The sequence below is a fragment of the Herbidospora sp. NBRC 101105 genome, assembly GCF_030269205.1.
Classification (GTDB): domain Bacteria; phylum Actinomycetota; class Actinomycetes; order Streptosporangiales; family Streptosporangiaceae; genus Herbidospora; species Herbidospora solisilvae.
In genome coordinates, this window is the sequence record NZ_BSSX01000007.1 from 347836 (window position 1) to 369094 (window position 21259).

The following is a 21259-nucleotide window of genomic DNA, read 5'->3' on the forward strand; positions in this document are numbered from 1 at the left end:
CATAGCTCCGTTGGAGAGGATAGCACTCGCGTGGCCAATCGTCAAGTGCTCGAATTGGAGCAGAGTCGGATCACCCAGCTCTACGACCGGCTCGACACCGTCCGGCGCCGGACGGCCGAGGCGCTCAGGGCCGAATACGCCAAGGGCACCTCGGGCGGCACCCACCAGGCGCGGGTCGAGCGCGAGGTGTCGGCCAAGGAGCACGCGCGGCGGCTGGCGCAGCTCAACGCGGTCGAGCGCGGCCTGTGCTTCGGGCGCATCGACGACGTCCTGGAGGAGACCCTCTACATCGGCCGCGTCGGACTGCGCAACGACGACCACGAGACGATCCTGGTCGACTGGCGGGCCCCCGCCGCCCGGCCCTTCTACGCCGCCACCCCCTCCTACCCGGGCACGCTGGTGCGCCGCCGCCACCTGCGGACCAGGGGACGCACCGTGGTCGGCGTCGACGACGAGGTCTTCGACCTCGACCGCGAGGACGTCGAGGGCGGCTTCGTCGGCGAGGCCGCCCTGCTGGCCGCCCTCCGGCGCAGGCGCACCGGCCGGATGGGCGACGTCGTGGCCACCATCCAGACCGAGCAGGACCGGGTCATCCGGTCGGGCCTGCACGGCACCCTCGTCGTCGAGGGCGGCCCCGGCACCGGCAAGACCGTCGCCGCCCTCCACCGCGCCGCCTATCTCCTGTACGCCTACCGCGAGACCCTCGAACGCCGCGGCGTCCTGGTCGTCGGCCCCAACACGACCTTCCTGCGCTACATCAGCCAGGTGCTGCCCTCGCTGGGCGAGACCGACGTGGTGCTGGCCGGCGTCGGCGACCTGTTCCCCGGCGTCACCGCCACGGCCGACGACGAGCCGTTCCAGGCCGTCATCAAGGGCGACCTCGGCATGGTCGAGGCGGTCGCGCGGGCGGTGGCCGACCGGCAGCGGGTGCCCGAGGGCGACCTGGAGATCCACGTCGACGGCATGGACCTGGTGGTCCCGCACCACCTCTGCGTCCAGGCCCGCGACCGGGCCCGCAGGTCGGGCCGCCCCCACAACGTGGCCCGCAAGCTGGTGGTCCTCGACCTGCTGCGCGCCCTGGCGATCGACGAGACGGCCAAACTCGACCGGCCGGCCGACGACGACGAGCTGGCGTACATCAGGAAGGTCCTGTGGCACGAACCCCCGGTCAGGGCGGCCATCGACGCCCTGTGGCCGGTCGTCACCCCGCAGGAGCTCGTGCGGGGCATGCTCGGCAAGGCGCCCGGCGACCCGTGGACGATCGGCGACATCCCCCTTCTGGACGAGGCCGCCGAGCTGCTCGGCGAGGAGCCCGCTCCGGCGCGGCGCGACGACGACCGGGCCGAGCAGGAGCTGTTCGCCCGCGAGGTGCTCACCGTCACCGGCGTCGAGGAGGTCGAGGCGGCGCTGCTGGCCGACTGGAACGCCACCCCGGGCGAGGAGGTCACCACCGCCCAGCGGGCCGAGCGCGACCGCAAGTGGATCTACGGCCATGTGATCGTGGACGAGGCCCAGGAGCTCTCCGCGATGGCCTGGCGCATGATCATGCGGCGCATCCCGACCCGCTCGATGACCATCGTCGGCGACATCGGCCAGACCGGCTCCCCGGCCGGCGCGACGAGCTGGGGCGAGATGCTCGACCCCTACGTCTCCTGGCGCGGGGAGCGCCTCACCGTCAACTACCGCACCCCCAAGGACGTCATGGACGCCGCCGCCGAGGTCCTCAAAGAGGTCGCCCCCGACCAGGAACCCCCGATTTCGGTACGTCCCCCCGAGGAGCCGCCCCGCGTGGTCAAGGCCACCCGGTCCGGGCTGAACGACGTGCTCAGGGCGGAGATCGCCGCCGCGGCCGACGACCTGCTCGCCGACGGGGAGGGCCGGCTGGCGATCATCACGTCCGGTGATCGCCATGCGGAAGTCGCGTCGCTGGTCCCGGAAGCCGTTACGCTCGATCCGCTGGACTCGCCGGTGGCGCTGCTGACCGTGACGACCTCAAAAGGGCTCGAATTCGACGGCGTCATCGTGGTGTGGCCCGAGGAACTGGCCGGTCGCGACCTCTACGTGGCGATGACCAGGGCGACCCGCCGCCTGGTGCTGATCCATGAGCGAGAGCTGCCGCCGCCGCTCGCGGGGCTCGCTAAATAGGACTATCCTTGTAGGAAATACCGGGAGGCGACATGGGGCGGACGGAAGCCGACACGCCGGTCACCGCGGCGATCCACGCCGCCCGGTGGATCCGCGACGCCGCCGTCGACGACGACCACGGCCACCACTGGCTCGCCAACCCCGACCCCGGCGGCCGATCCGCCAACGCCGGCCACTCCGCCACGCTCTATTCGGGCGCCGCCGGGATCGTCCTGTTCTACCTGGAACTGGCCGCCGCGACCGGCGACCAGTCCTACCTCGACGACGCCCTCGCCGGGGCCGACCATTTGGTCACCGTCTCCGGCACGATCACCGACCCGACCTTCTACCACGGCCTGATGGGCCTGGTCTTCGCGCTGACCGAGTCCTACTGGGCCACCGGCGACGCGACCCACCAGGTAGCCGCCGAGCGCATCGCCGAGCGGGTGCTCGCCGCGCAGCGGCCGTCCAGAGAGGGCCTGACCTGGACCGGCGACGTGTCGCAGCGCGGCGACGGCGGCATCGCCCTCGGCCTCCTCCACATCGCCGGCATGCTCGGCCGCGACGACCTCGAAGAGGTCGCCGTCATGACCGGCCGCACCATCGCCGGGCAGGTCGTGCCCGGCCACCAGTTCGGCGGCGAGGGCGGCGACCTCCCGGTCGACGCGGTGACCCCCGGCTTCCTCTCCGGCACGGCCGGATCGGGCTTCCTCATGGCCCGCCTCTACGGCGTGACCGGCGACGGCATGTTCCTCGCGGCGGCCCGCCGGGCGGCCGACTTCGTCCGGATGGTCAGCTCCGTCAGCGACAAGTGCGCCCTGGTGCCCCACCACGTGCCCCACGCGCGGGCGCTCAACTACCTGGGCTTCTGCTCCGGCTCGGCCGGGGTGGCGCGGCTGTTCCACGAGCTCTACCGGGTGACCGGCGACCCCGGCGACCTCGACTGGGTCGAGCGCCTGGCCCGCGGCGTCATCAACAGCGGCGTCCCCGAACGCCGCAGCGAGGGCTACTGGAACGTGGCATGCCAGTGTTGCGGCGCGGCCGGGCTGATCGAGTTCTTCGTCGGCCTGTGGGCCGCGACGGGCACCCAGGAGTACCTCGACGTGGCGGGCGACCTGGGCGACGACCTGATCGAGCGCGCCACCCGCGACGACGGGCGAGGGATGCGCTGGTACCAGGCCTACCGGCGGCTGCGGCCCCACGAGATCACGGCCGACACGGGCTACATGGTGGGGGCGGCGGGCATCGGCGCGGCGCTGCTGCACCTGGCGGCGGCCCGTGACGGGCGGGACGCCCGGCGGGTGATCCTGCTGCCGGACAACCCGTTCCCGGCGATCCCGGTCCCGGCCGACTCCCTCTAGACACACGTTGACGCCCGGGGGGAGGGGCGTCCTCCCTCCTCCCGGGCGCCGGTCACGTGGTCCGAGCTAGGAGCCGTACACCTCGAACTCGGACAGTTGCGCCGCCGGCCAGCCGGTGTTGCCGGTGACGTTCAGGCGCAGGTAACGCTGACTGCTCGCGGTGAACGTGATGGTCACCGTGTTGCCGCTCGCGGGGTTGAAGACCCGTCCGGCCGAGGCCGACAGGGTGTTCCACGTCGAGTTGTCCTGCGAGCCGAGGACCGACAGGGTCTGGGTGCGGGTCGCCCAGGCCGTCGCCGGGGGCAGCTTCAGGACGACGCGGCCGACCGTGCGGTTCTGGCCCAGGTCGACGGTGATCGTCTGGGGGAAGGCGTTGTTGGTGCTCTCCCAGTAGCTGTTGGCGTTGCCGTCGACCGCGTTGCCGGGGCCGTAGTTCTGGGCGACGCCGCTGGCGGTGGCCGGGCGGTTCAGCGCCAGGTTCCCGGCCGGCTGGGTGGGGGTGGGGCTCGGCGAGGGTGAGGGCGAGGGCGACGGGTTCGTGCCCGGGGTGCCGAAGACCTCGACCGACGAGAGCTGCGCGGCCGGCCAGCCGGTGTTGCCCGTCACGACGACGCGCAGGTAGCGGACGGTCGCGGGGGTGGTGTTGATCGACACCGTGTTCCCCGTGGCCGGGTTGAAGGTCCGCCCCGCCGAGGCGGAGAGCGTCGTCCACGACGAGTTGTTGGCCGAGCCCTCGATCGCGATGGTCTGGGTGCGGGTGTTCCAGGCCGACGCGGGCGGCAGCTTCAGTTCCACACGCTGGACGTTGACCGGTGCGCACAGGTCGACGGTCAGCGTCTGCGGGAAGGCGTTGTTGGCGCTCTCCCAGTACGTGTCGGCGTTCCCGTCGATCGCGTTCTGCGGCGTGAACGACTGGTTCTGGCTGGTCGCCGTGGCCGTCCTGGTACACGGCGACGGACTGGGCGACGGGCTGGGCGACGGAGACGGCGACGGGCTGGTGGGGGGAGACGGGCTGGGCGAGGGGCTGGGGTTGCCTCCGCCGCCGCCCGGATAGATGTAGTTCGGGTTCGGCCACGTCCCGGTGCAGGTCGTGCTGCTCGGAGACCAGCCCGAGTTGCCGCCCAGGTCGGTCGCCACGAACGAGCCGCCCACGCAGTTGTGGATCGCCGTCCCCGCGCCGAGGTAGGACGCCCGCACGTTCTCGAACGTCGTCCGGGCGCCGGACTGGGCCTGGATCATGTACGTCCCGGTGCCGGCGATGTTGACGTTCTTGAAGTTGACCGTCTGGGTGCTGCCCTCGATGAAGTGGATGGCGGCGTACGAGCTGTCGATGATGTCGGTGTCGGTCACGTTGATCGTGGCGTTGACCGGCTCGTTGAGGCCGGAGAACCAGATCGCGCCGACGCCGAAGCGCCAGTTGTAGTCGTTGTTGCCGGTCCGGATCAGGGTGTTCCTGGCGACCGTGTGGGTGCCCGCGACGGCGGTGCCCTGGCCGGAGTTGACGCCCGGATAGCGGTTGGCGATGTGGATGCCGCCGCCGTTGGTCAGCGTGTCGGAGACCACGTTGTCGGTGATCTTGATGTCCCGGCCGCCGTAGGTGACGATGTTGTTGGCCAGGATCGGCGCGATCACCGTGTTGAAGCTGAAGGTGTTGTTGACGTTGGCCATCCGGTCGGGCCACATGGCCAGGCCGTCGTCGCCGCTGTTGCGGACGAAGGTGTTGGTCACCGTCGAGTTCGTCACGCCGGTGTGGAAGTTCACGCCGTCGGCGATCTGGTCGACGATCCGGCTGTTGCGGATGACGAAGTTGTTCATGGGCCCGTCCATCCAGGCCCCGACCTTGGTGTTCTCCATCCAGACGTTGTCGACGACCGAGTCGGTCATCGCGCCGCCCATGGCGTTCACCTGGTCGTCGTCCACCCGCTCGCGGATGTCGCCGAGGATGTGCAGGTCGCGGACGACCACGTTGCGGCTCGGGCCGCCGGCCTCGTGGGGGCGGATGCCGCCCTGGTAGCCGCCGCCGGAGACGTACTTGCCGTAGATGCCGACCGCGCGGTTGCGCTGGGTCGGGTGGCGGCCCGTCAGCTTGGTGTACCAGGGGCCGGCGCCGCGCAGCGTGACGCCGTCGACGACGACGTGGTCCCAGAGGGTGTACGTGCCCTCGGGGACGTACACCTCCTTGCCCTGCGCCCGGCCCGCGTCGACCGCGGCCTGGAAGGCGGCGGTGGAGTCGGTCGACGAGTTGCGGGCGGCGCCGAACTCGTCGACCGACAGCGAGCCGGCCGGCCTCTGGATCGCCCCGGGGGCGACCTCGAAGTCGGCCACGTCCACCGTGATGGGGATGTTCGACTGGGCCTGGACGCGGATCTTCGTGCCGGCCTGGTAGGTCTGGCCGAGAAGGGTCTGGGTCTCGTCGTAGAAGTGGTGGGGGTTGGTGTCACCCGGGTTGTTGTTGAACGGGTAGCCGCCGTAGAACCAGCTGTACACCGAGGTCAGGGAGATGTCCTTGAGCTTGGCGCCGCCGACGCGGATGTCGGCGTTGATGGTCTGGCCCTGGCCGCCGTTCGCGTCGGGGATGCTGTAGCGCACCGTCATCGCGTTGGCCGGCTTGGTCAGGGTGAACTCGACGTACTCGCCCGGGGAGTCGATCGTCACGGCCCGGCGGCCGGAGGCCTCGGAGGGGAGCGTCGTGTAGATGCGGCTGGGCCCGATGACGGTGCCGGTGTGGGCGACGTCCTCGGCCTCGAACTCGGTGAACGGCACGGTCGCGCCGCGGCCGGGGATGCCCCACACGGAGTCGGCGGAGGCGGCCGCGGCGGCGGTGCCGGAGAGGCTGGGAACGGCCACCACACCTGCCGCGATCAGTGCGGCACTCGCGAGGGCGGCGGACAGACGACGTGATCGGATTACCGATTCAGGCATCGGCGGACCCTTCTGTCAGGTGCGGGCCCGCGCCGCCGCCGGGGGGTCGGCGGACGGAACGAGCCTGAGGGGTGCCTCGCCACCTCCGTCGCGATCGGCGGTGCGAGATGAGCACACCATAGGATGGCGAACAGAAGTCCGCAATATTTCAACTTGATTTCGCAAAAGCACTCGTCGGGGGACGTCTGACACGACCTGACCCCTACGGTCATGGGGTCCGGGGTGCCCCACGTGCCCGTGCTTGCTCTCCGGCAGCGCCACTGAGCTGGCCTTTTGGGCGCTCCCGTAGGTCCGGTACGCAAACTTTCGCCCGGACGGTCAAAGGTCGGAGGTGTGTAACGTTCATGTGTCCCAGCCCCGGTGTAAGGAAAACGTAAGTGCGCGTATCTCCTCGCAAACGATCGTTTTCCGCTCACGACCTGGAGTGTTGGTCAGCGGGTGGGCATTCCATGATCCCGGGCCGATGGGTGGAAAACGCTCTCATGGCGAGTTGGCATCGGTGGAATGCAAGCAGGTTGCGTTCTCTGGGCGTATGATTTGCGCTGTGACACGTCGACTTGCAGAAGTGGCGAAGAAAGTCGGAGTCAGCGAGGCGACCGTCAGCCGCGTGCTGAACGGCAAGCCGGGCGTCTCCGACGCGACCCGCGCGGCCGTGCTGACCGCCCTTGACGTCCTCGGCTACGAGCGCCCGACGCAGCTCCGGGGGGAGCGCGCCCGCTTGGTCGGCCTGGTCCTGCCCGAACTCGGCAACCCCATATTCCCGGCCCTGGCCGAGGTCGTCGGCGGCGCCCTGGCGCAGCGCGGCTTCACCCCCGTGCTCTGCACCCGCACGGCGGGCGGGCTCTCCGAGGCCGACTACGTCGAGATGCTCCTGGAGCAGCAGGTCTCCGGGGTGGTCTTCGCGGGCGGCCACTACATGGAGGCCGACGCCCCCCACGAGCACTACCTCCGGCTGCTCGACATCGGCCTGCCGGTCGTGCTGGTGAACGCGGCGAGCGACAACCTCGACTTCCCGCGCGTGTCCACCGACGACGCGGTCGCGGTGGAACAGGCCTTCAGCCACCTGGTCTCGCTCGGCCACGAACGGCTGGGCATAGTGCTGGGCCCCGACGACCACATCCCCTCCCGCCGCAAGCTGGCGGCGATCAACGCCGCCGCCGAGAAGGCCGGCCTCGCCGACGTCGCGGTCGAGCACGCCATGTTCTCGCTCGAAGGCGGCCAGGCCGTGACCAACCGGCTGATCCGGCTCGGCGTCACCGGCATCATCTGCGCCTCCGACCCGCTGGCGCTTGGAGCGATCCGGGCCGTCCGCCGGATGGGCATGTCGGTGCCCGAAGACGTCTCGGTGGTCGGGTTCGACGACTCGAACTTCATGAACTGCACCAACCCGCCGCTGACCACGGTCCGCCAGCCGATCGAGGCGATCGGCCGCGCCGCCGTCACGCTGCTGGTGAACCAGATCGACGGAACCCCGGTCACGGCGGAGGAGCTCCTCTACGAACCGGAGCTCGTCGTCCGGGGCTCCACCGGCCCCGCCAAGATCGGTGTCGGCGTCGGAGTCGCGGTCTGACGTTCGCAACACCCCCACAGCCCGAAGCCCCGCCCTTCCTCGGAAGCGCGGGGCTTTTGCATGCCCGTGTGGCGAAAGCCGCGTCGTTCCGGTTCATCTGGTCGTCGACTCCGTGCGTGCTGACAGGAGCTTGTTTGCGGCCGTTCCCCGGTGTTTGACTGGAACGGTCACGACCCTGTCAGGTGCCATCTCAAGCATGACAGCGCGCCGGGAGCGACCATCGAGGCAGGTCATCTCTGTGACCTGCGGGTTCTTGTTTCGAGGGTGTTCGCTGCGTCGCACTGTCACTTTTTTGCATCTTGAGTACATGACTCTTGCTAGGCCTTGTTCGTCTCTGTATGTTTCTCGCAACCGGTAACACGAAGCGGACTCGTAACTCCACCTTCATCGATCGGGCCTTCGGGGGGCTCGTTCCGGAACTTGCCAGACGGACAGGTGCTCTCAAGGTGTCGTGGTTGGCCACGGCAGGAGGGAATCATTGATGCAATCCCGTAAAATCGCGACGTTGCTGGCCGTGGCGGGGCTCACCCTCGCCGCTGCGGCGTGTGGCACGGAGGAGACCCCGGCCCCGGCCGCGAACCCCTCTGCCGGTGGTTCGGCCCCGGCCGCCGCCGAGAACGCCCCCGTGACGATCAGCGTCGGCTGCCAGCCGCCGAAGACGAACCCGAAGGAGCGCGCGCAGTGGGACGCGGACGTCACCGCGTTCCAGGCGAAGTTCCCCTACATCACGATCGAGAGCAAGGACGCGTTCCCCTGCATCGTTCCTGAGACCTTCCAGGCCAAGCTCGCCGGCGGCCAGATGGAAGACCTGTTCTACGTCTACTACACCGACGCCGCCCGCATCATCGGGGCCGGCCAGGCCGCCGACATCACGCCCTACCTGAGCGAGGCCCCCCACTTCGCGGAGATCCGCCCCGACGTGAAGGGCGTCTTCGAGTCGGGCGGCAAGACCTACGGCGTGCCGCGCACCAACTACGCCACCGGCCTGGTCTACAACCGCGCGCTGTTCACCCAGGCGGGCCTCAACCCGGACATGCCGCCCAAGACCTGGGCCGAGGTCCAGGACGCCGCCAAGAAGATCGCCGGGCTCGGCGCCGGCTACGTCGGCTTCGGCGAGTACTCCGCCGGCAACACCGGCGGCTGGCACTTCACCTCGTCGATCTACGCCCGCGGCGGCTCGATCGTGAGCGACGACGGCAAGACGGCCACCTTCAACAGCGCCGAGGGCAAGGCCGTGCTGGAGAACCTCCGCAAGATGCGGTGGGACGACAACAGCATGGGCACCAAGCAGCTGCACCGCTGGGAAGACCTGATGCGGCTGATGGGCTCCGGCAAGCTCGGCATGATGATCGGCGCCCCCGACGTCGTCCAGGCCGTCAACAACGACTTCAAGGGCAAGTTCGAGGACTACGGCGTGACCGCCGTGCCCGAGTCGACCCAGTCGCTGTCCGGCGGCGACGGCTACATGTTCAACGCGAAGGCCACCCCCGACCAGATCAAGGCCGGTCTGAAGTGGCTGGAGTTCAAGTTCCTCACCCCGGGCCAGGGCCAGTTCGACTACGCCCGCAACAAGGCCGACGGTCTCCCCACCGGCCTGCCCCTCACCGACCTGTACGGCAGCGCCGCCCCCGGCGCCCAGATCCAGGCCGACCGCGAGGCCAACGCGAACGTCCCGACCGAGCACTTCGCCCCCTACGTCGAGGGCACCAAGTCGGTGACCTTCAAGCTGGAGCCGCCGAAGGCCCAGGAGATCTACGCCATCCTCGACACCCCGATGTCGGCGGTCCTGACGCGCAAGGACGCCAACATCGACGAGTTGCTGGCGGACGCGGAGGAGAAGGTCAACAAGCTGCTGGCAGCGGGCTGACCTGAAGTTCGGGGGCCGGTCTACGGGGCCGGCCCCCACTTTGAGATTGCGAGCGCAAACCGATGACGACACTCTCCGCGAAGGGCGCCCGGCGGCAACCCCCAGGGGCCCTGCGGCGCGCGGTCAGCCGGAACCTCACGGCCTACGGCTTCCTCTCCGGGGCGCTGATCTGCTTCGCGTTCTTCTCCTGGATCCCGATGGTCCGGGAGTTCATCCTGTCCTTCCAGAAGACCAACTTCGTGAACTCGACGGAGTGGGTCGGCCTGGAGAACTTCCGCACCGTCCTGGACGACCCGGCCTTCATCTCCGCCTGGGTCAACACCGCGATCTTCACCCTGCTGGCGCTGGTCTTCGGCTACATCGTGCCGTTCGTGTTCGCGGTCGTCCTGAACGAACTCCGGCACGCCCAGGGCTACCTCCGCCTGATCGTCTACCTGCCGGTCATGCTGCCGCCCGCCGTGGCGGTGCTGCTGTTCAAGTGGTTCTACGACCCGGGCGCCGGCCTGTTCAACCAGGCCCTCGGCGTGGTCGGCATCCCCCCGCTGAGCTGGCTCGACTCGACCACGACCGCCCTGCCCTCGCTCGTCATCGTCTCCACCTGGATGAACCTCGGGACCGGCACGCTGATCTACCTCGCGGCCCTCCAGAGCATCCCCAGCGAGTTGTACGAGGCGGCCGAGCTCGACGGCGCGGGCCTGTTCAAGCGCGTGTGGCACATCACGATCCCGCAGACGCGGCTGATCCTGCTGGTCATGCTGCTGCTCCAGATCGTGGCGACCATGCAGGTCTTCATCGAGCCCTTCCTGCTGACCGGCGGCGGCCCCGAGAACGCGACCGTGACCGTGGCCTACCTGATGTACCAGTACGCCTTCAGCTTCGGGAACTTCGGCGGCGGCGGCGCCCTCGGGCTGATGCTGATGCTCGTCCTCATCGTCTTCTCCGCCTTCTACCTGCGCGTCTCGCGCGACCGTACCTAGCCGAGACCGGCAGAGAGGAGGAACACCGATGTCGCAGAGCACCGTCCAGCGGCCCGTCCGGGCCGTGAAGGACACCCCGCCCCCGCCGAAGCACACGCGGCGGCGCCGGAAGACGAAGGAACGGCCGCAGCAGTTCCGCGGCCTGGTGTCGCCCCACACCTTGACCACCCGGCGCGGCAAGATCATCTACTGGACCGTCCTGACGTTCGTCATCACCGGGTTCACGCTTGCCTTCGTGTTCCCGCTGTACTGGATGGTCACCGGCGCGATGAAGTCGCCCGATGAACTCGTCGCGGTGCCGCCGAGCTTCTTCCCGAAGGAACTGAACTTCTCGGTGTACGCCGAGGCGTGGGAGCTGCTCGACCTCGGCACGTTCCTGAAGAACACCCTGATCTACGCCGCCGGCGCCTGGTTCTTCACGCTGACCTTCGACGTGGCGGCGGCCTACGCGCTGTCGAAGCTGCGGCCGGTGTTCGGCAAGGTGGTCCTGGCGCTGGTCCTGTCGACGCTGATGATCCCGCCGATGGTGATCCTGCTGCCCGCGTACCTGAGCGTGGTGGAGCTGCCGATATTCGGGTGGAACCTGCTGAACACCCCGTGGGCCATCTGGCTGCCCGCGGCGGCCAACGGGTTCTTCATCTTCCTGCTCAAGCGGTTCTTCGACTCGATCCCGCGTGAGCTGCTCGAAGCCGCCCAGATCGACGGCGCGTCGCCGATGCGTATCCTCTGGTCGGTGGTCCTTCCGGTGTCCCGGCCGATCCTCGGGGTGGTCTCCATCCTGGCGGTGGTCAACGTCTGGAAGGACTTCGTCTGGCCGCTGCTGGTCCTGCCGGACAGCGAGAAGATGTCGATCAGCGTCGGCATCTCCTCCCTGTCTGCCCAGATGCCGCAGAACGTCCTGATCGCGGCTCTCGTCATCGCGAGCATCCCGGCGATCCTGGTGTTCCTGGTGTTCCAGCGCAGCATCATGGCCGGTCTGACGGCGGGAAGCCTAAAAGGCTGACCCTGCCGCCCACTCTCCAATAAAGCCTAAGGAGTTGTTCCAGCATGCCCGAAACGTGGTGGCGGGGGGCCGCGATCTACCAGGTCTACCTGCGCAGCTTCGCCGATGGAAACGGCGACGGCATCGGCGACCTCGCCGGTCTGCGCAGCCGCCTGGCCTACCTGGCCGACCTCGGGATCAACGCCGTCTGGCTGAATCCCTGGTATCCGTCGCCGATGGCGGACGGCGGCTACGACGTGGCCGACTACCGGGCCATCGAGCCGTCGTTCGGTGACCTGGAGGAGGCCGAGAGGTTCATCGAGGAGGCCCACGAGCTGGGCATCAAGGTGATCATCGACGTCGTCCCGAACCACCACTCCGACCAGAGCGAATGGTTCAAGGCGGCGCTGGCGGCCGGGCCCGGCTCACCGGAGCGGGAACGTTTCTGGTTCCGCGACGAGCCCGGCGACTGGAAGTCGATCTTCGGCGGCCCGGCCTGGACCCAGGTGCCCGACGGCCAGTGGTACCTGCACCTGTTCGCGCCCGAGCAGCCCGACTTCAACTGGACCAACCCGGAGGTCCACCAGGAGTTCCACGACGTCCTGCGGTTCTGGTTCGACCGCGGCGTCGACGGCATCCGGATCGACTCGGCGGCCGTGCTGGTCAAGAACTTCGAGGGCGGCGACCCCGACGGCTACACCGACCTGCCCGAGGTGCACGACGTGTACCGGAGCTGGCGGCGGCTGGCCGACACCGAGTACACCGACCGGATCTTCATCGGCGAGGTCTGGTTCCCCGACCAGGAGCGGTTCGCCCGCTACCTGCGCCCCGACGAGCTGCACACCGCGTTCAACTTCGACTTCCTGGCCGCCCCCTGGGAGCCGCAGGCACTGCGGAACTCCATCACGACCACGCTGGAGACCCACGCCCCGCTGGGCGCCCCGGCCACGTGGGTGCTCTCGAACCACGACGTGACCCGCGTGGTGACCCGCTACGGCCGCGAGATCACCTCATGGGACCACGGCGCCCGCCGTGACGGCTTCCCGTCGGACCTGGAGCTCGGCTACCGCCGGGCCAGGGCGGCGGCGCTGCTGGCCATGGCCCTGCCCGGTGGCGTGTACGTCTACCAGGGCGAGGAGCTGGGCCTGCCGGAGGTCGACGACATCCCCGGCGAGCTGCGCCAGGACCCGATGTGGGTGCGTTCGGGCTACACCGTGCCCGGGCGTGACGGCTGCCGGGTGCCGCTGCCGTGGTCGGGCCAGGAGAAGCCGTTCGGGTTCGGCGCCGGCGAGCCGTGGCTCCCCCAGCCCGCCGACTGGAACAAGCTGACCGTCGAGGCGCAGAGCGAGGACCTCGGCTCGATGCTGAGCCTCTACCGTTCCGGCCTCAGGCTGCGCCGCGAACTGCTCGGCGACGGCACCCTGACCTGGTGCGAGTCGCGCGACGACGTGCTCGCCTTCCAGCGGGAGTCGGGCCTGGTCTGCGTCGTGAACCTGGGCTCCGAGCCCGCGCCGCTGCCCCCGCACACCGAGGTGCTGCTGGCCAGCGGTCCGCTGGAGGGCGACGAACTGCCCTCCGACACAGCCGTCTGGCTGCGCTGAGAACTCGGGCCCGTGACCGCTCGTGGGAAGGGCGAGATGCGGTCGGCCGAAGGCCGGCCGTGTCTCGCGCTCTGAATCTGCCCAAATAGACCGGTCACGGGCCCGCGCCAACGGGGGTCTTGAACATGGCACTGATCGAGGCCGAAAGGCTGGCGAAGCGATACCCCGGGACCGACTTCACCGCCGTCGCGGGGATCGGGTTCCGGGTCGAACGCGGGGAGGCCTTCGGCTTCCTCGGGCCGAACGGGGCCGGCAAGTCGTCGACGATGCGGATGCTGGCGTGCGTGTCGCAGCCCAGCGGCGGCAGCCTGCGCATCCTCGGCGAGGACCCCGTCACCCACGGCCGGGCGTTACGGGCCCGGCTCGGCGTGGTCCCGCAGGACGACGCGCTCGACCTGCAACTGACGGTCCGCGAGAACCTGATCGTGTACGGCCTCTACTTCGGCCTCTCCCTGAAGCACATGCGGGCCAAGAGCACCGAACTGCTGGAGTTCGCCCAGCTCGCCGACAAGGCGGGGGAGCGGGTCGAACACCTCTCCGGCGGCATGCGGCGCCGCCTCACGATCGCCCGCTCCCTGGTCAACGACCCCGAGATCCTGCTGCTCGACGAGCCGACCACCGGCCTCGACCCCCAGGCCCGGCACATCCTGTGGGACCGCCTGTTCCGCCTGAAGAGCGCCGGCGTCACCCTCATCCTCACCACCCACTACATGGACGAGGCCGAGCAGCTCTGCGACCGCCTGGTCATCATGGACAAGGGCCTGATCGCCGACGAGGGCACCCCGCGCGAGCTGATCGACCGCCACGTGACCCGTGAGGTCCTGGAACTGCGCTTCCCACCCGGGGAGCAGGAACAGGCCGCCGAGAAACTGGGCGGCGACGTGGAGATCCTCCCCGACCGCCTCCTCTGCTACGCCGACGACGGCGACGCCGTCCTGACCCGCGCGACCGAACTGGGCCTGCGCCCCCTGACCGCCCTGGTCCGCCGAGCCACGCTGGAGGACGTCTTCCTCCGCCTCACCGGCCGATCGCTGACCGACTGATGACGGGGTGGCCGAATGAGCGGCTCGGCGGTCGGCCGATGACCGGTCGTGCAAATGGGCGGCTTCGCGGGGCTCACGGTCGGATCGGTGGTCGGCTGATGGCCGGGTTCAAGCATGGGGCCGGGTGGGCGAATTGGCGGCTTCGCGGGCCTCACGGCCGGATCGGTGGTCGGCTGATGGCCGGGCTCGTGTACAGGCCGGGGGTGAGCCGGTGATCCGGGCCTTGGCCTATTGGCTGTTCCGCTATCGCCGGACCTGGCAGGGCACCGTCGTCGTCTCGGTGGCGAACCCGCTGTTGTTCCTGCTGGCCATCGGGGCCGGCCTCGGGTCGCTGGTGCAGGGCGACGTCGAAGGTGTGTCCTATCTGCAGTTCTTCGCGCCCGGGATGCTGGCCGCGGCGGCGTTCCAGAACGCGTTCATCGACGCGGGGTTCGGGGTGGCGTCGGCACGGGGGCGGGAGCGGGTCTACCAGACCGCCGTCGCGACGCCGCTGTCGCCGGGCGAGGTGATGGGCGGGCATCTGCTGTTCGTCGCGCTGCGGGTGTTCGTGGGAGCGCTCGCCTTCGTGGTCGTGATGGCCCTCTTCGGGCTCGTCTCCTCGGCCGGCACGGCGCTGGCCCTCCTGCTGGCCGCCACCCTGACCGGTGTCGCGCCGGCGGCGGCGGTGGCCGCCTGGGCGGTGACGGTGACCGACTTCCCGCGCCTGAACACGGTGTTCCGGTTCGTGGTCATGCCGATGTACTTGTTCTCCGGCACGTTCTTCTCCGTCGGACAACTGCCCGCCGCCCTACAGACGATCATGTACGCCCTCCCGCTCTGGCACGGCGCCGACCTCTGCCGCTCCCTGGCCCTCGGCACCGCCACCCCCGGCATGACCCTGCTGCACATCGCCTACCTGGGCGTGCTGGGGGCCGTCGGCGTCCTGGTCGGGCGGGTCACCTTCCGGAAGGTGCTCCATGTCTAGGCTCCCGGCCGCCGGCGGCGCCCACCTGGTCGTGCTGCGCAACGTGTGGGTGCACAAGGGCGGCACCCCGTGGACGATGGCCCTGTTCTCCGTGTACGAGCCGGTCCTCTACCTCCTGGCGATGGGCGTCGGCGTGGGAGCGCTCGTCGGCGACGTCCCGGGCATCGACGTCCCGTACGCCGCCTTCGTCGCCCCCGCCCTGCTGGCCGCGGCCATGATGAACAGCGCCCTGGAAGAGACCACCAACACGGTCTACGGCAAGCTCAAATTCGACCGCTACTACCACTCGCTGCTGGTCACCCCGATCACCGTGCGCGGCATGGTCGCCGGGGAGCTCCTCTGGGCGGCGGCCCGCGCGCTGGTCACCGGCGTCGGCTTCCTTGCCGTGATCGCGGCCTTCGGCCTGGTCAGGTCGCCGTGGGCGGTGCTGGCGGTCCCGGCGGGCCTGCTGACCGCGTTCGCCTTCGGCGCGTTCGGCCTGGCGGCGGCGGGCTACGCCCGGGGCTGGCACAGCTTCCAGTACGTCCAGCTCGTGATGCTGCCCATGTTCCTGTTCGCGACGACCTTCTATCCCGTCACCGTCTACACCGAGTGGGTGCGGGCGCTGGTGGAAGCGCTCCCGCTGTACCACGCGATCGAGCTCTCCCGGGGGCTGGCGCTGGGCGAGCTGGGTCCTGGGCTGCTGCTGAACGCGGCCTACCTGCTCGTGTTCGGCGGCGTGATGGCGGCGGTGGCCCAGTCACGCTGGGCCACCCTGATGGCCAGGTGACGCCGGGGCCGCCGACGTCTGGACAAACAGACCTTCTTAGAGTGACCTAACGGTCCTTCTGACCTGGACATGTAGGCCGCTTCAAGTGCGGCCTAAGCGTGACCTGGCGCATCGTCCAGTGGGGAGAGTCCGGCAGCGCGCTCGCAGAGGGGTCTTGCTCGGCGTCTCCGGGTGGCTTCGGCGCGTGTGCCACTCCCGCTTGCTGCCCTCTTCTGGTCTATCAGGCGGAGGTCAGTCAAGGATGGACTCGCGTGTACGTTGCCGGTGACCTTCCAGGATGACTGGTTGCCCCGCGTGCAGGACCGTCCCTGACAGAACCGGCCGACCGGACAATCGAGCGGCGGGTGCAGCGCTCCTACTCGTGCCTATGAGAGACGGATCCGCCTGCGCATGGCACCTATGAGTCAGCCGAATTCGCCGTCTTTGACGCCACCGAGGAATGCCGACCATTCACTTGGGATGAAGACGAGCGCTGGTCCGTGAGGGTTCTTGCTGTCGCGGACCGCGATGATTCCAGGAAGGTTGTCCGCGACTTCGACGCAGTCTCCGCCGTTGTTGCCGCTGCGGGAGCTCTTTCGCCAGACGGCCCCAGAGAGCTCTGCGCCCATCAGGTCTGGTGCGTCCATTGGTCCGGCCGGGGCGGATGTGTTCGGCAACCCGTGGCGGTCCCGTTGATCCCGTGCAGCTGCGGAAAGGGTGGCGCCATCATGTTCCCGGGCGCTCTGGTCGTCGTGGCGAGAGGGGGCCGGGGGTTTCTCCTTGGAGGAGTCGGCCGTTTGCGAACTCGGCTGTGATGGGGTGTTCGCTCCAGTCGATCACCTCGTCTCCCTCACGCAGTAGCCATGCTGTCTGTTGCTGGGCGAGGCGTTCCGTACCAGGGATCGGGGGGTGCAGGTATGCGAGATAGGAAGCGGCTCCTTGGAGGTCTTCTGTCGGGTCCTCTTTGGGGCGGTCCGGTCTGTCGGGTGTTGGCCGCCATCCCGCTTCCCTGGCTGCCGCGATGAGTCGTTCGGGATCGAATATGTGGAGCTCTTGAAGGTGGACGATTCTGATCACATGCCCGGGTAGGTCGGCTCTGCGGGCGTTGTAGTCCATGGAGTCAGTATGGCTTTGGGCCATGTGCTGGTGGCCGGAATGGGCGGCGTTCTGCCGTCCGCGCGGCCGTCTGGGCCTAGACATCTATAAGAACAATTCGGCGATGCGGCCGGGACTAGACAAATGGAGGCGCTGGGACTGGACAGTGTGCCGGTCCTCTTCGCCGACCTGGGTTGCCTACGATAAGGACCTCGGTTGACCCTGTATGGGTATTCCCCCCGGCAGTGCAAGCAGGCAACTGATCGAAGGAGTCGGCATGCGCAACGAGGTTACGTTGTCGGGGTGGCGGTTCTTCGTCGAGTCGTTTCCTTCGGGTCTTCTGCGTATTGGTTACGGACATGCTTTGTGGCCCAAGCTGACCAATGTCACGGATCTGGATGAGGCGGCTCAGCGTCGTGCTGCGGCTATTGGGGTGATGGGTTATCGTCGGCGCGCCCACCGCGACGGCCGGGCTCGGTGGTCGCGTAGGACCTGGGTGTGGGGACTCAACCCCGGGGACGTACATGTCGAGGTGGCGCGGTGGGTGAGTCGCCCCCAAGCCTTGATTGTTCACCGTCTCGGTTCACAGTTTTGGGTGGCGGAAGCAGCGGGCCGATTCCGCCACCTGACGGTACGCGCCGGCGGTCTCCCTGAAGTTCGAGTCCCGCGGCGACGCTCGTCTTTGGCCCGCTCCCTCCGGCGAAGGAGAAACGGTGGTGAATCATTAGCCCCATTGCGTTAGAGCAGGCGGCGCGGTTCGCACGCGGGGCCTTTCGCCGTGGCGGGCATGGTGACAGCGGAACTGACGGAGCGCCGGGAGCGCCGCGGCCGTGATCACGTGATCCGCCGGACGAAGTCGGCGGCCAGGTCGGCGATGGCGGCGGCCTCGTAGGCGTGCCGGTTGTAGATGAGCTGGCCGCGCAGCGTCCCGTCGTGCGCCTCGCTGATCAGGATCTCCGGCGGGTGCAGGTCGGGGTCGTCGTCGGGCAGCGTCCACTCCATGATCGGCCCGGCCGGGACGGCGAACTCCTCCGACGGCACCCCCGGCAGGTGGGCCGGGTGCCCCCAGCTCTCGAACCGGAAGTATGCCGGGAACGGCACCGCCGCGTGCAGGCGGCCCCAGTCGTGGAACTGCCGCTCGGCGGCGGCGAGCGACTCGCGCCGGACGTGGTCGACCACATCGGGCAGCGCCCCCGTTCCCGGGACGGTGATCAGGTTCCACCGGAACAGGCAGCCGACCGCGTTCTCGAACCCGGGCTTCGACCGCCCGCTGACCGGGGTGGCGAGCACGAGCTCGGGGGCGCGGGCCCACGCGCCGAGGGTCAGCGCCCAGGCCGCCGCCAGTGTCATCGACACCGTGGCGCCCCGCGACCGGGCCGGCTCCTGCACGTCCGGGACGGCGAAGTGATGCGCGTCGGCCAGGTAGCGCCGGACGTCCCTGGCCCGCCCGGGGAGACGCTCCAGCGACGCCGGAGCGCCTTCCAGGGCGGCCTCCCACCACGCGCGGTGCCGGGTCCATTCGAGGCGTTCCCACGCCACCACGTCGCCATAGGAGACGGCCGGGGGCAGCGGCGACGGCGCGCCGTGCCGGAAGGCGGAGTAGAGGACGCCGAGCTCGCGCAGCAGCACCGTGGCCGAGCCGCCATCGAAGACCAGATGGTGGACGGAGACGACCAGCAGGCACCCTTCGGGCAGCTCGATCACCTCGACCCGCAGCAGCGGCCCGTTCTCGACGTCGAACGGCGCCCGCACCCGCTCGGCCGCCAGCGCGGCGGCCTCCTCGGCGGACGCGCATCGGCGCACGGCGACGGGGACGTGCATGGTCTCCAGCACCGGCCCCACCCCCGGATCGCGGAAGACGGTCCGGAGGCTGTCGTGCCGCCGGACGAGCTCCGCCACCGCCCGGCCGAGCACGTCGAGGTCGAGTCCGCCCGGGACCCGCACCGCGACGTGCACGGGCGGCATGTGACGCCGCTCTCCGGAGGCGTGCATCCACCGCCACCAGTGGGCCTGCACTCCGGAGAGGGCGCCGTCCGCCAGAACCACGTGGTCGTCGCCCGCGGCGGTGGCGACGGCGTCGCGGATCTGGCCGGCCTGATGGGCCAGCACGGGCCGGTCGAAGGCGAACGTCCCTTCGACGGGCACCCCGAACCTCTCGGCGACCCGCGCGGCGAGCTGGGCGGCCCGCAGGGAGTCCCCGCCGAGAGCGAAGAAGTCGTCGTCCGCGCTGGTCGCGGGCACCCCGAGCACCCCGGTCCACAATCGGGCCAGGGCGCGCTCCTCGTCGGTCTCCAACGGCCGACCGGCCGGCTTGGCGACCGAGAACAACGCCCGCACCTCCGCCTTGACGACCTTGCCGAGCTCGTTGCGCGGCAAGGCGTCGACGAAGACGTAACGAGAAGGCACCTCGTTACGCGCGAGCCGCTGATGAAGAAAGGCACGCAGCCGGTCAGCGGTCAGGACGTCGCCGCCGGACGCGAACGCCTCCGGAGTGGTGGCGCCAGATCCGAGTGCTTGTGGGCCTCCGCCCTCTGATGTGAGCGCTCCCGGAACGTTGTCGCCGGATCCGGATCCTTCTGGGCTGTTGCCGCCGGATGGGAGTGACTCCGGGATGGCGCCGCTTTCGACTCCTACCGGGGCGTTGTCGCCCGGGGGGAGTGCCTCCGAAGTCGTGCCCCCGGATTCGAATTCTTCTTGGCCGTTGCCGCCTGCGGTGAGTGGCCGTTCTGCTCGTGTCGGCTTTCGGACGACCGCGGCGGCGATCATCTGGCCCATCGTGGCGTGCGGCAGGCCGACGACGGCCGCGTCGGCGACCGACGGGTGTTCGCGGATCGCCGTCTCGACCTGTGGGAGGGAGATCTTGAGGCCGCCCGACTTGACGACGTCGCTCTCCCGGCCGATCAGGTAGAGGTAGCCGTCGGCGTCGAGGCGGCCCAGGTCGCCCATCCGGGTCCAGCCGTTCCTGAAGGTCTTCGCGCTGGTCCCGGGGTCGCCGTAGTAGGTGCGCTGGGCGGCGGGGGCCCGCAGCCACACCTCGCCGACCTCGCCGGGGGCGACGGGCGTGCCGTCCTCGTCGGCGATCATCAGGTCGCCCCGGGTGGTCGCGCGGCCGACCGAGTCGGGGCGGCGGGGGTCGACGATCATCGTCGTGGAGGCGGGCACCGCCTCGGTCGAGGTGTAGTAGTTGACGATCGTGGCCTTCGGGAAGGCCTCCGGCAGGCCGGCCGCCACGCGGGGCGGCAGCGCGTCGGCCGAGGAGCTCAGCAGGACCACGCTCGACAGGTCGTGGCCGCGCCAGGCCCCGGAGTCGAGCAGTTCGGTCGCCATCGCGGGCACCACGAACACCGTCCCGGCGCGGAACTTCTCGATCAGCGCGCAGAAATCGTCCGCGTCGAAGCGGGCCGCCACGACCGCCGCGGGATGGGCCGTCAGGGTGTTGACCAGCATCATCTGCCCGGCGTTGGTGCCGATCGGGAACGCGTGCAGGAAGTGCTCCGAGTGGGCGAAGGCCCGGAAGGGGGGCTTTTCGGAGTGGCCCCAGGCCAGGTTGGCGTGGGTGGCCATGACGCCCTTCGGCGTCCCGGTCGTGCCCGAGGTGTAGAGGATCTGGGCCGGGTCGCCGGGGGAGAGGCCGACGTCGGGCACCCCCGCGCCCGACGGCGGCCCCTCCGGGACCTCGGTCAGCACCCACCGGGCCGCGCAGTCGTCGGTCATCACCTGCAGGGTGGTGGCCGACTGACGGGCGGAAAGTGGCACGGCGACGCCACCGGCCCGCAAAACAGCCATGCAGGCGATGGCGAAATCCACCCATCGATCGTTGTCGAAGAGCAGACCGACCCGGTCGCCCCGTTGCAAGCCCTTGCCGAGCAGGGCGTGTGCGCCGGAGTCGGCGCCCGCGTCCCATTCGCCGAACGTCAGCTCCCTGCCGTCTGTGCTGATCAGGGCGGTTCTGTCCGGTTGTTCGACGGCCCTCGCTCGAAGTAAGTGGGGGAGGGTCGCGGTCAT

Annotated in this window: 13 protein-coding genes; 10 read left to right on the forward strand and 3 right to left on the reverse strand. The window is 69.6% G+C overall.

Annotated elements, in window-relative coordinates:
* Positions 1–30 precede the first annotated feature (30 nt).
* Positions 31–2145: a HelD family protein gene (locus QSK34_RS28360; RefSeq protein ID WP_285588371.1), complete on the forward strand. Its 2115-nt coding sequence runs from the start codon at positions 31–33 to the stop codon at positions 2143–2145.
* Between the two features lie 32 nt (positions 2146–2177).
* Positions 2178–3485, forward strand: a complete 1308-nt coding sequence (locus tag QSK34_RS28365; protein ID WP_285588372.1) for a lanthionine synthetase LanC family protein — start codon at positions 2178–2180, stop codon at positions 3483–3485.
* A gap of 66 nt (positions 3486–3551) precedes the next feature.
* Here QSK34_RS28365 and QSK34_RS28370 read toward each other — a convergent pair whose 3' ends face one another.
* Positions 3552–6332: a discoidin domain-containing protein gene (locus QSK34_RS28370; protein ID WP_285588374.1), complete on the reverse strand. Its 2781-nt coding sequence runs from the start codon at positions 6330–6332 to the stop codon at positions 3552–3554.
* Between the two features lie 640 nt (positions 6333–6972).
* Between QSK34_RS28370 and QSK34_RS28375 the strand changes: the two genes are divergently transcribed.
* The 8 genes from QSK34_RS28375 to QSK34_RS28410 all read left to right on the forward strand — a co-directional run bounded on the left by QSK34_RS28375 (position 6973) and on the right by QSK34_RS28410 (position 16180).
* Positions 6973–7977 (forward strand): LacI family DNA-binding transcriptional regulator, encoded by a 1005-nt coding sequence (locus QSK34_RS28375; RefSeq protein WP_456319073.1) that lies wholly within the window; start codon positions 6973–6975, stop codon positions 7975–7977.
* A gap of 481 nt (positions 7978–8458) precedes the next feature.
* Entirely contained in the window at positions 8459–9844 is a 1386-nt protein-coding gene (locus QSK34_RS28380) for an ABC transporter substrate-binding protein (protein ID WP_285588377.1), read from the forward strand.
* 62 nt (positions 9845–9906) lie between these two features.
* Positions 9907–10821: a carbohydrate ABC transporter permease gene (locus QSK34_RS28385; RefSeq protein WP_030456020.1), complete on the forward strand. Its 915-nt coding sequence runs from the start codon at positions 9907–9909 to the stop codon at positions 10819–10821.
* A gap of 28 nt (positions 10822–10849) precedes the next feature.
* Positions 10850–11824: a carbohydrate ABC transporter permease gene (locus QSK34_RS28390; protein ID WP_285588380.1), complete on the forward strand. Its 975-nt coding sequence runs from the start codon at positions 10850–10852 to the stop codon at positions 11822–11824.
* 44 nt (positions 11825–11868) lie between these two features.
* On the forward strand, positions 11869–13404 hold the full coding sequence (locus QSK34_RS28395; protein ID WP_285588381.1) for a glycoside hydrolase family 13 protein: 1536 nt from the start codon (positions 11869–11871) through the stop codon (positions 13402–13404).
* A 125-nt stretch (positions 13405–13529) separates the two neighbouring features.
* Positions 13530–14447 carry an ABC transporter ATP-binding protein gene (locus QSK34_RS28400; RefSeq protein ID WP_285588383.1) on the forward strand — a complete coding sequence of 306 codons (918 nt, stop codon included), beginning with the start codon at positions 13530–13532 and terminating at the stop codon, positions 14445–14447.
* Positions 14448–14658: 211 nt separating this feature from the next.
* On the forward strand, positions 14659–15411 hold the full coding sequence (locus QSK34_RS28405) for an ABC transporter permease (protein WP_285588386.1): 753 nt from the start codon (positions 14659–14661) through the stop codon (positions 15409–15411).
* Entirely contained in the window at positions 15404–16180 is a 777-nt protein-coding gene (locus QSK34_RS28410; RefSeq protein WP_285588387.1) for an ABC transporter permease, read from the forward strand. The genes QSK34_RS28405 and QSK34_RS28410 overlap by 8 nt, the downstream gene beginning before the upstream one ends.
* A gap of 404 nt (positions 16181–16584) precedes the next feature.
* Here the strand turns inward: QSK34_RS28410 and QSK34_RS28415 are convergent, their stop codons facing one another.
* Together QSK34_RS28415 and QSK34_RS28420 are read right to left on the reverse strand one after the other, a co-directional pair.
* A complete protein-coding gene (locus QSK34_RS28415; protein ID WP_353051440.1) occupies positions 16585–16806 on the reverse strand; it encodes a DUF397 domain-containing protein in 222 nt (73 codons plus the stop codon).
* 1282 nt (positions 16807–18088) lie between these two features.
* Complete coding sequence (locus QSK34_RS28420; RefSeq protein WP_285588390.1) at positions 18089–21259, reverse strand: AMP-binding protein; 3171 nt, start codon at positions 21257–21259, stop codon at positions 18089–18091.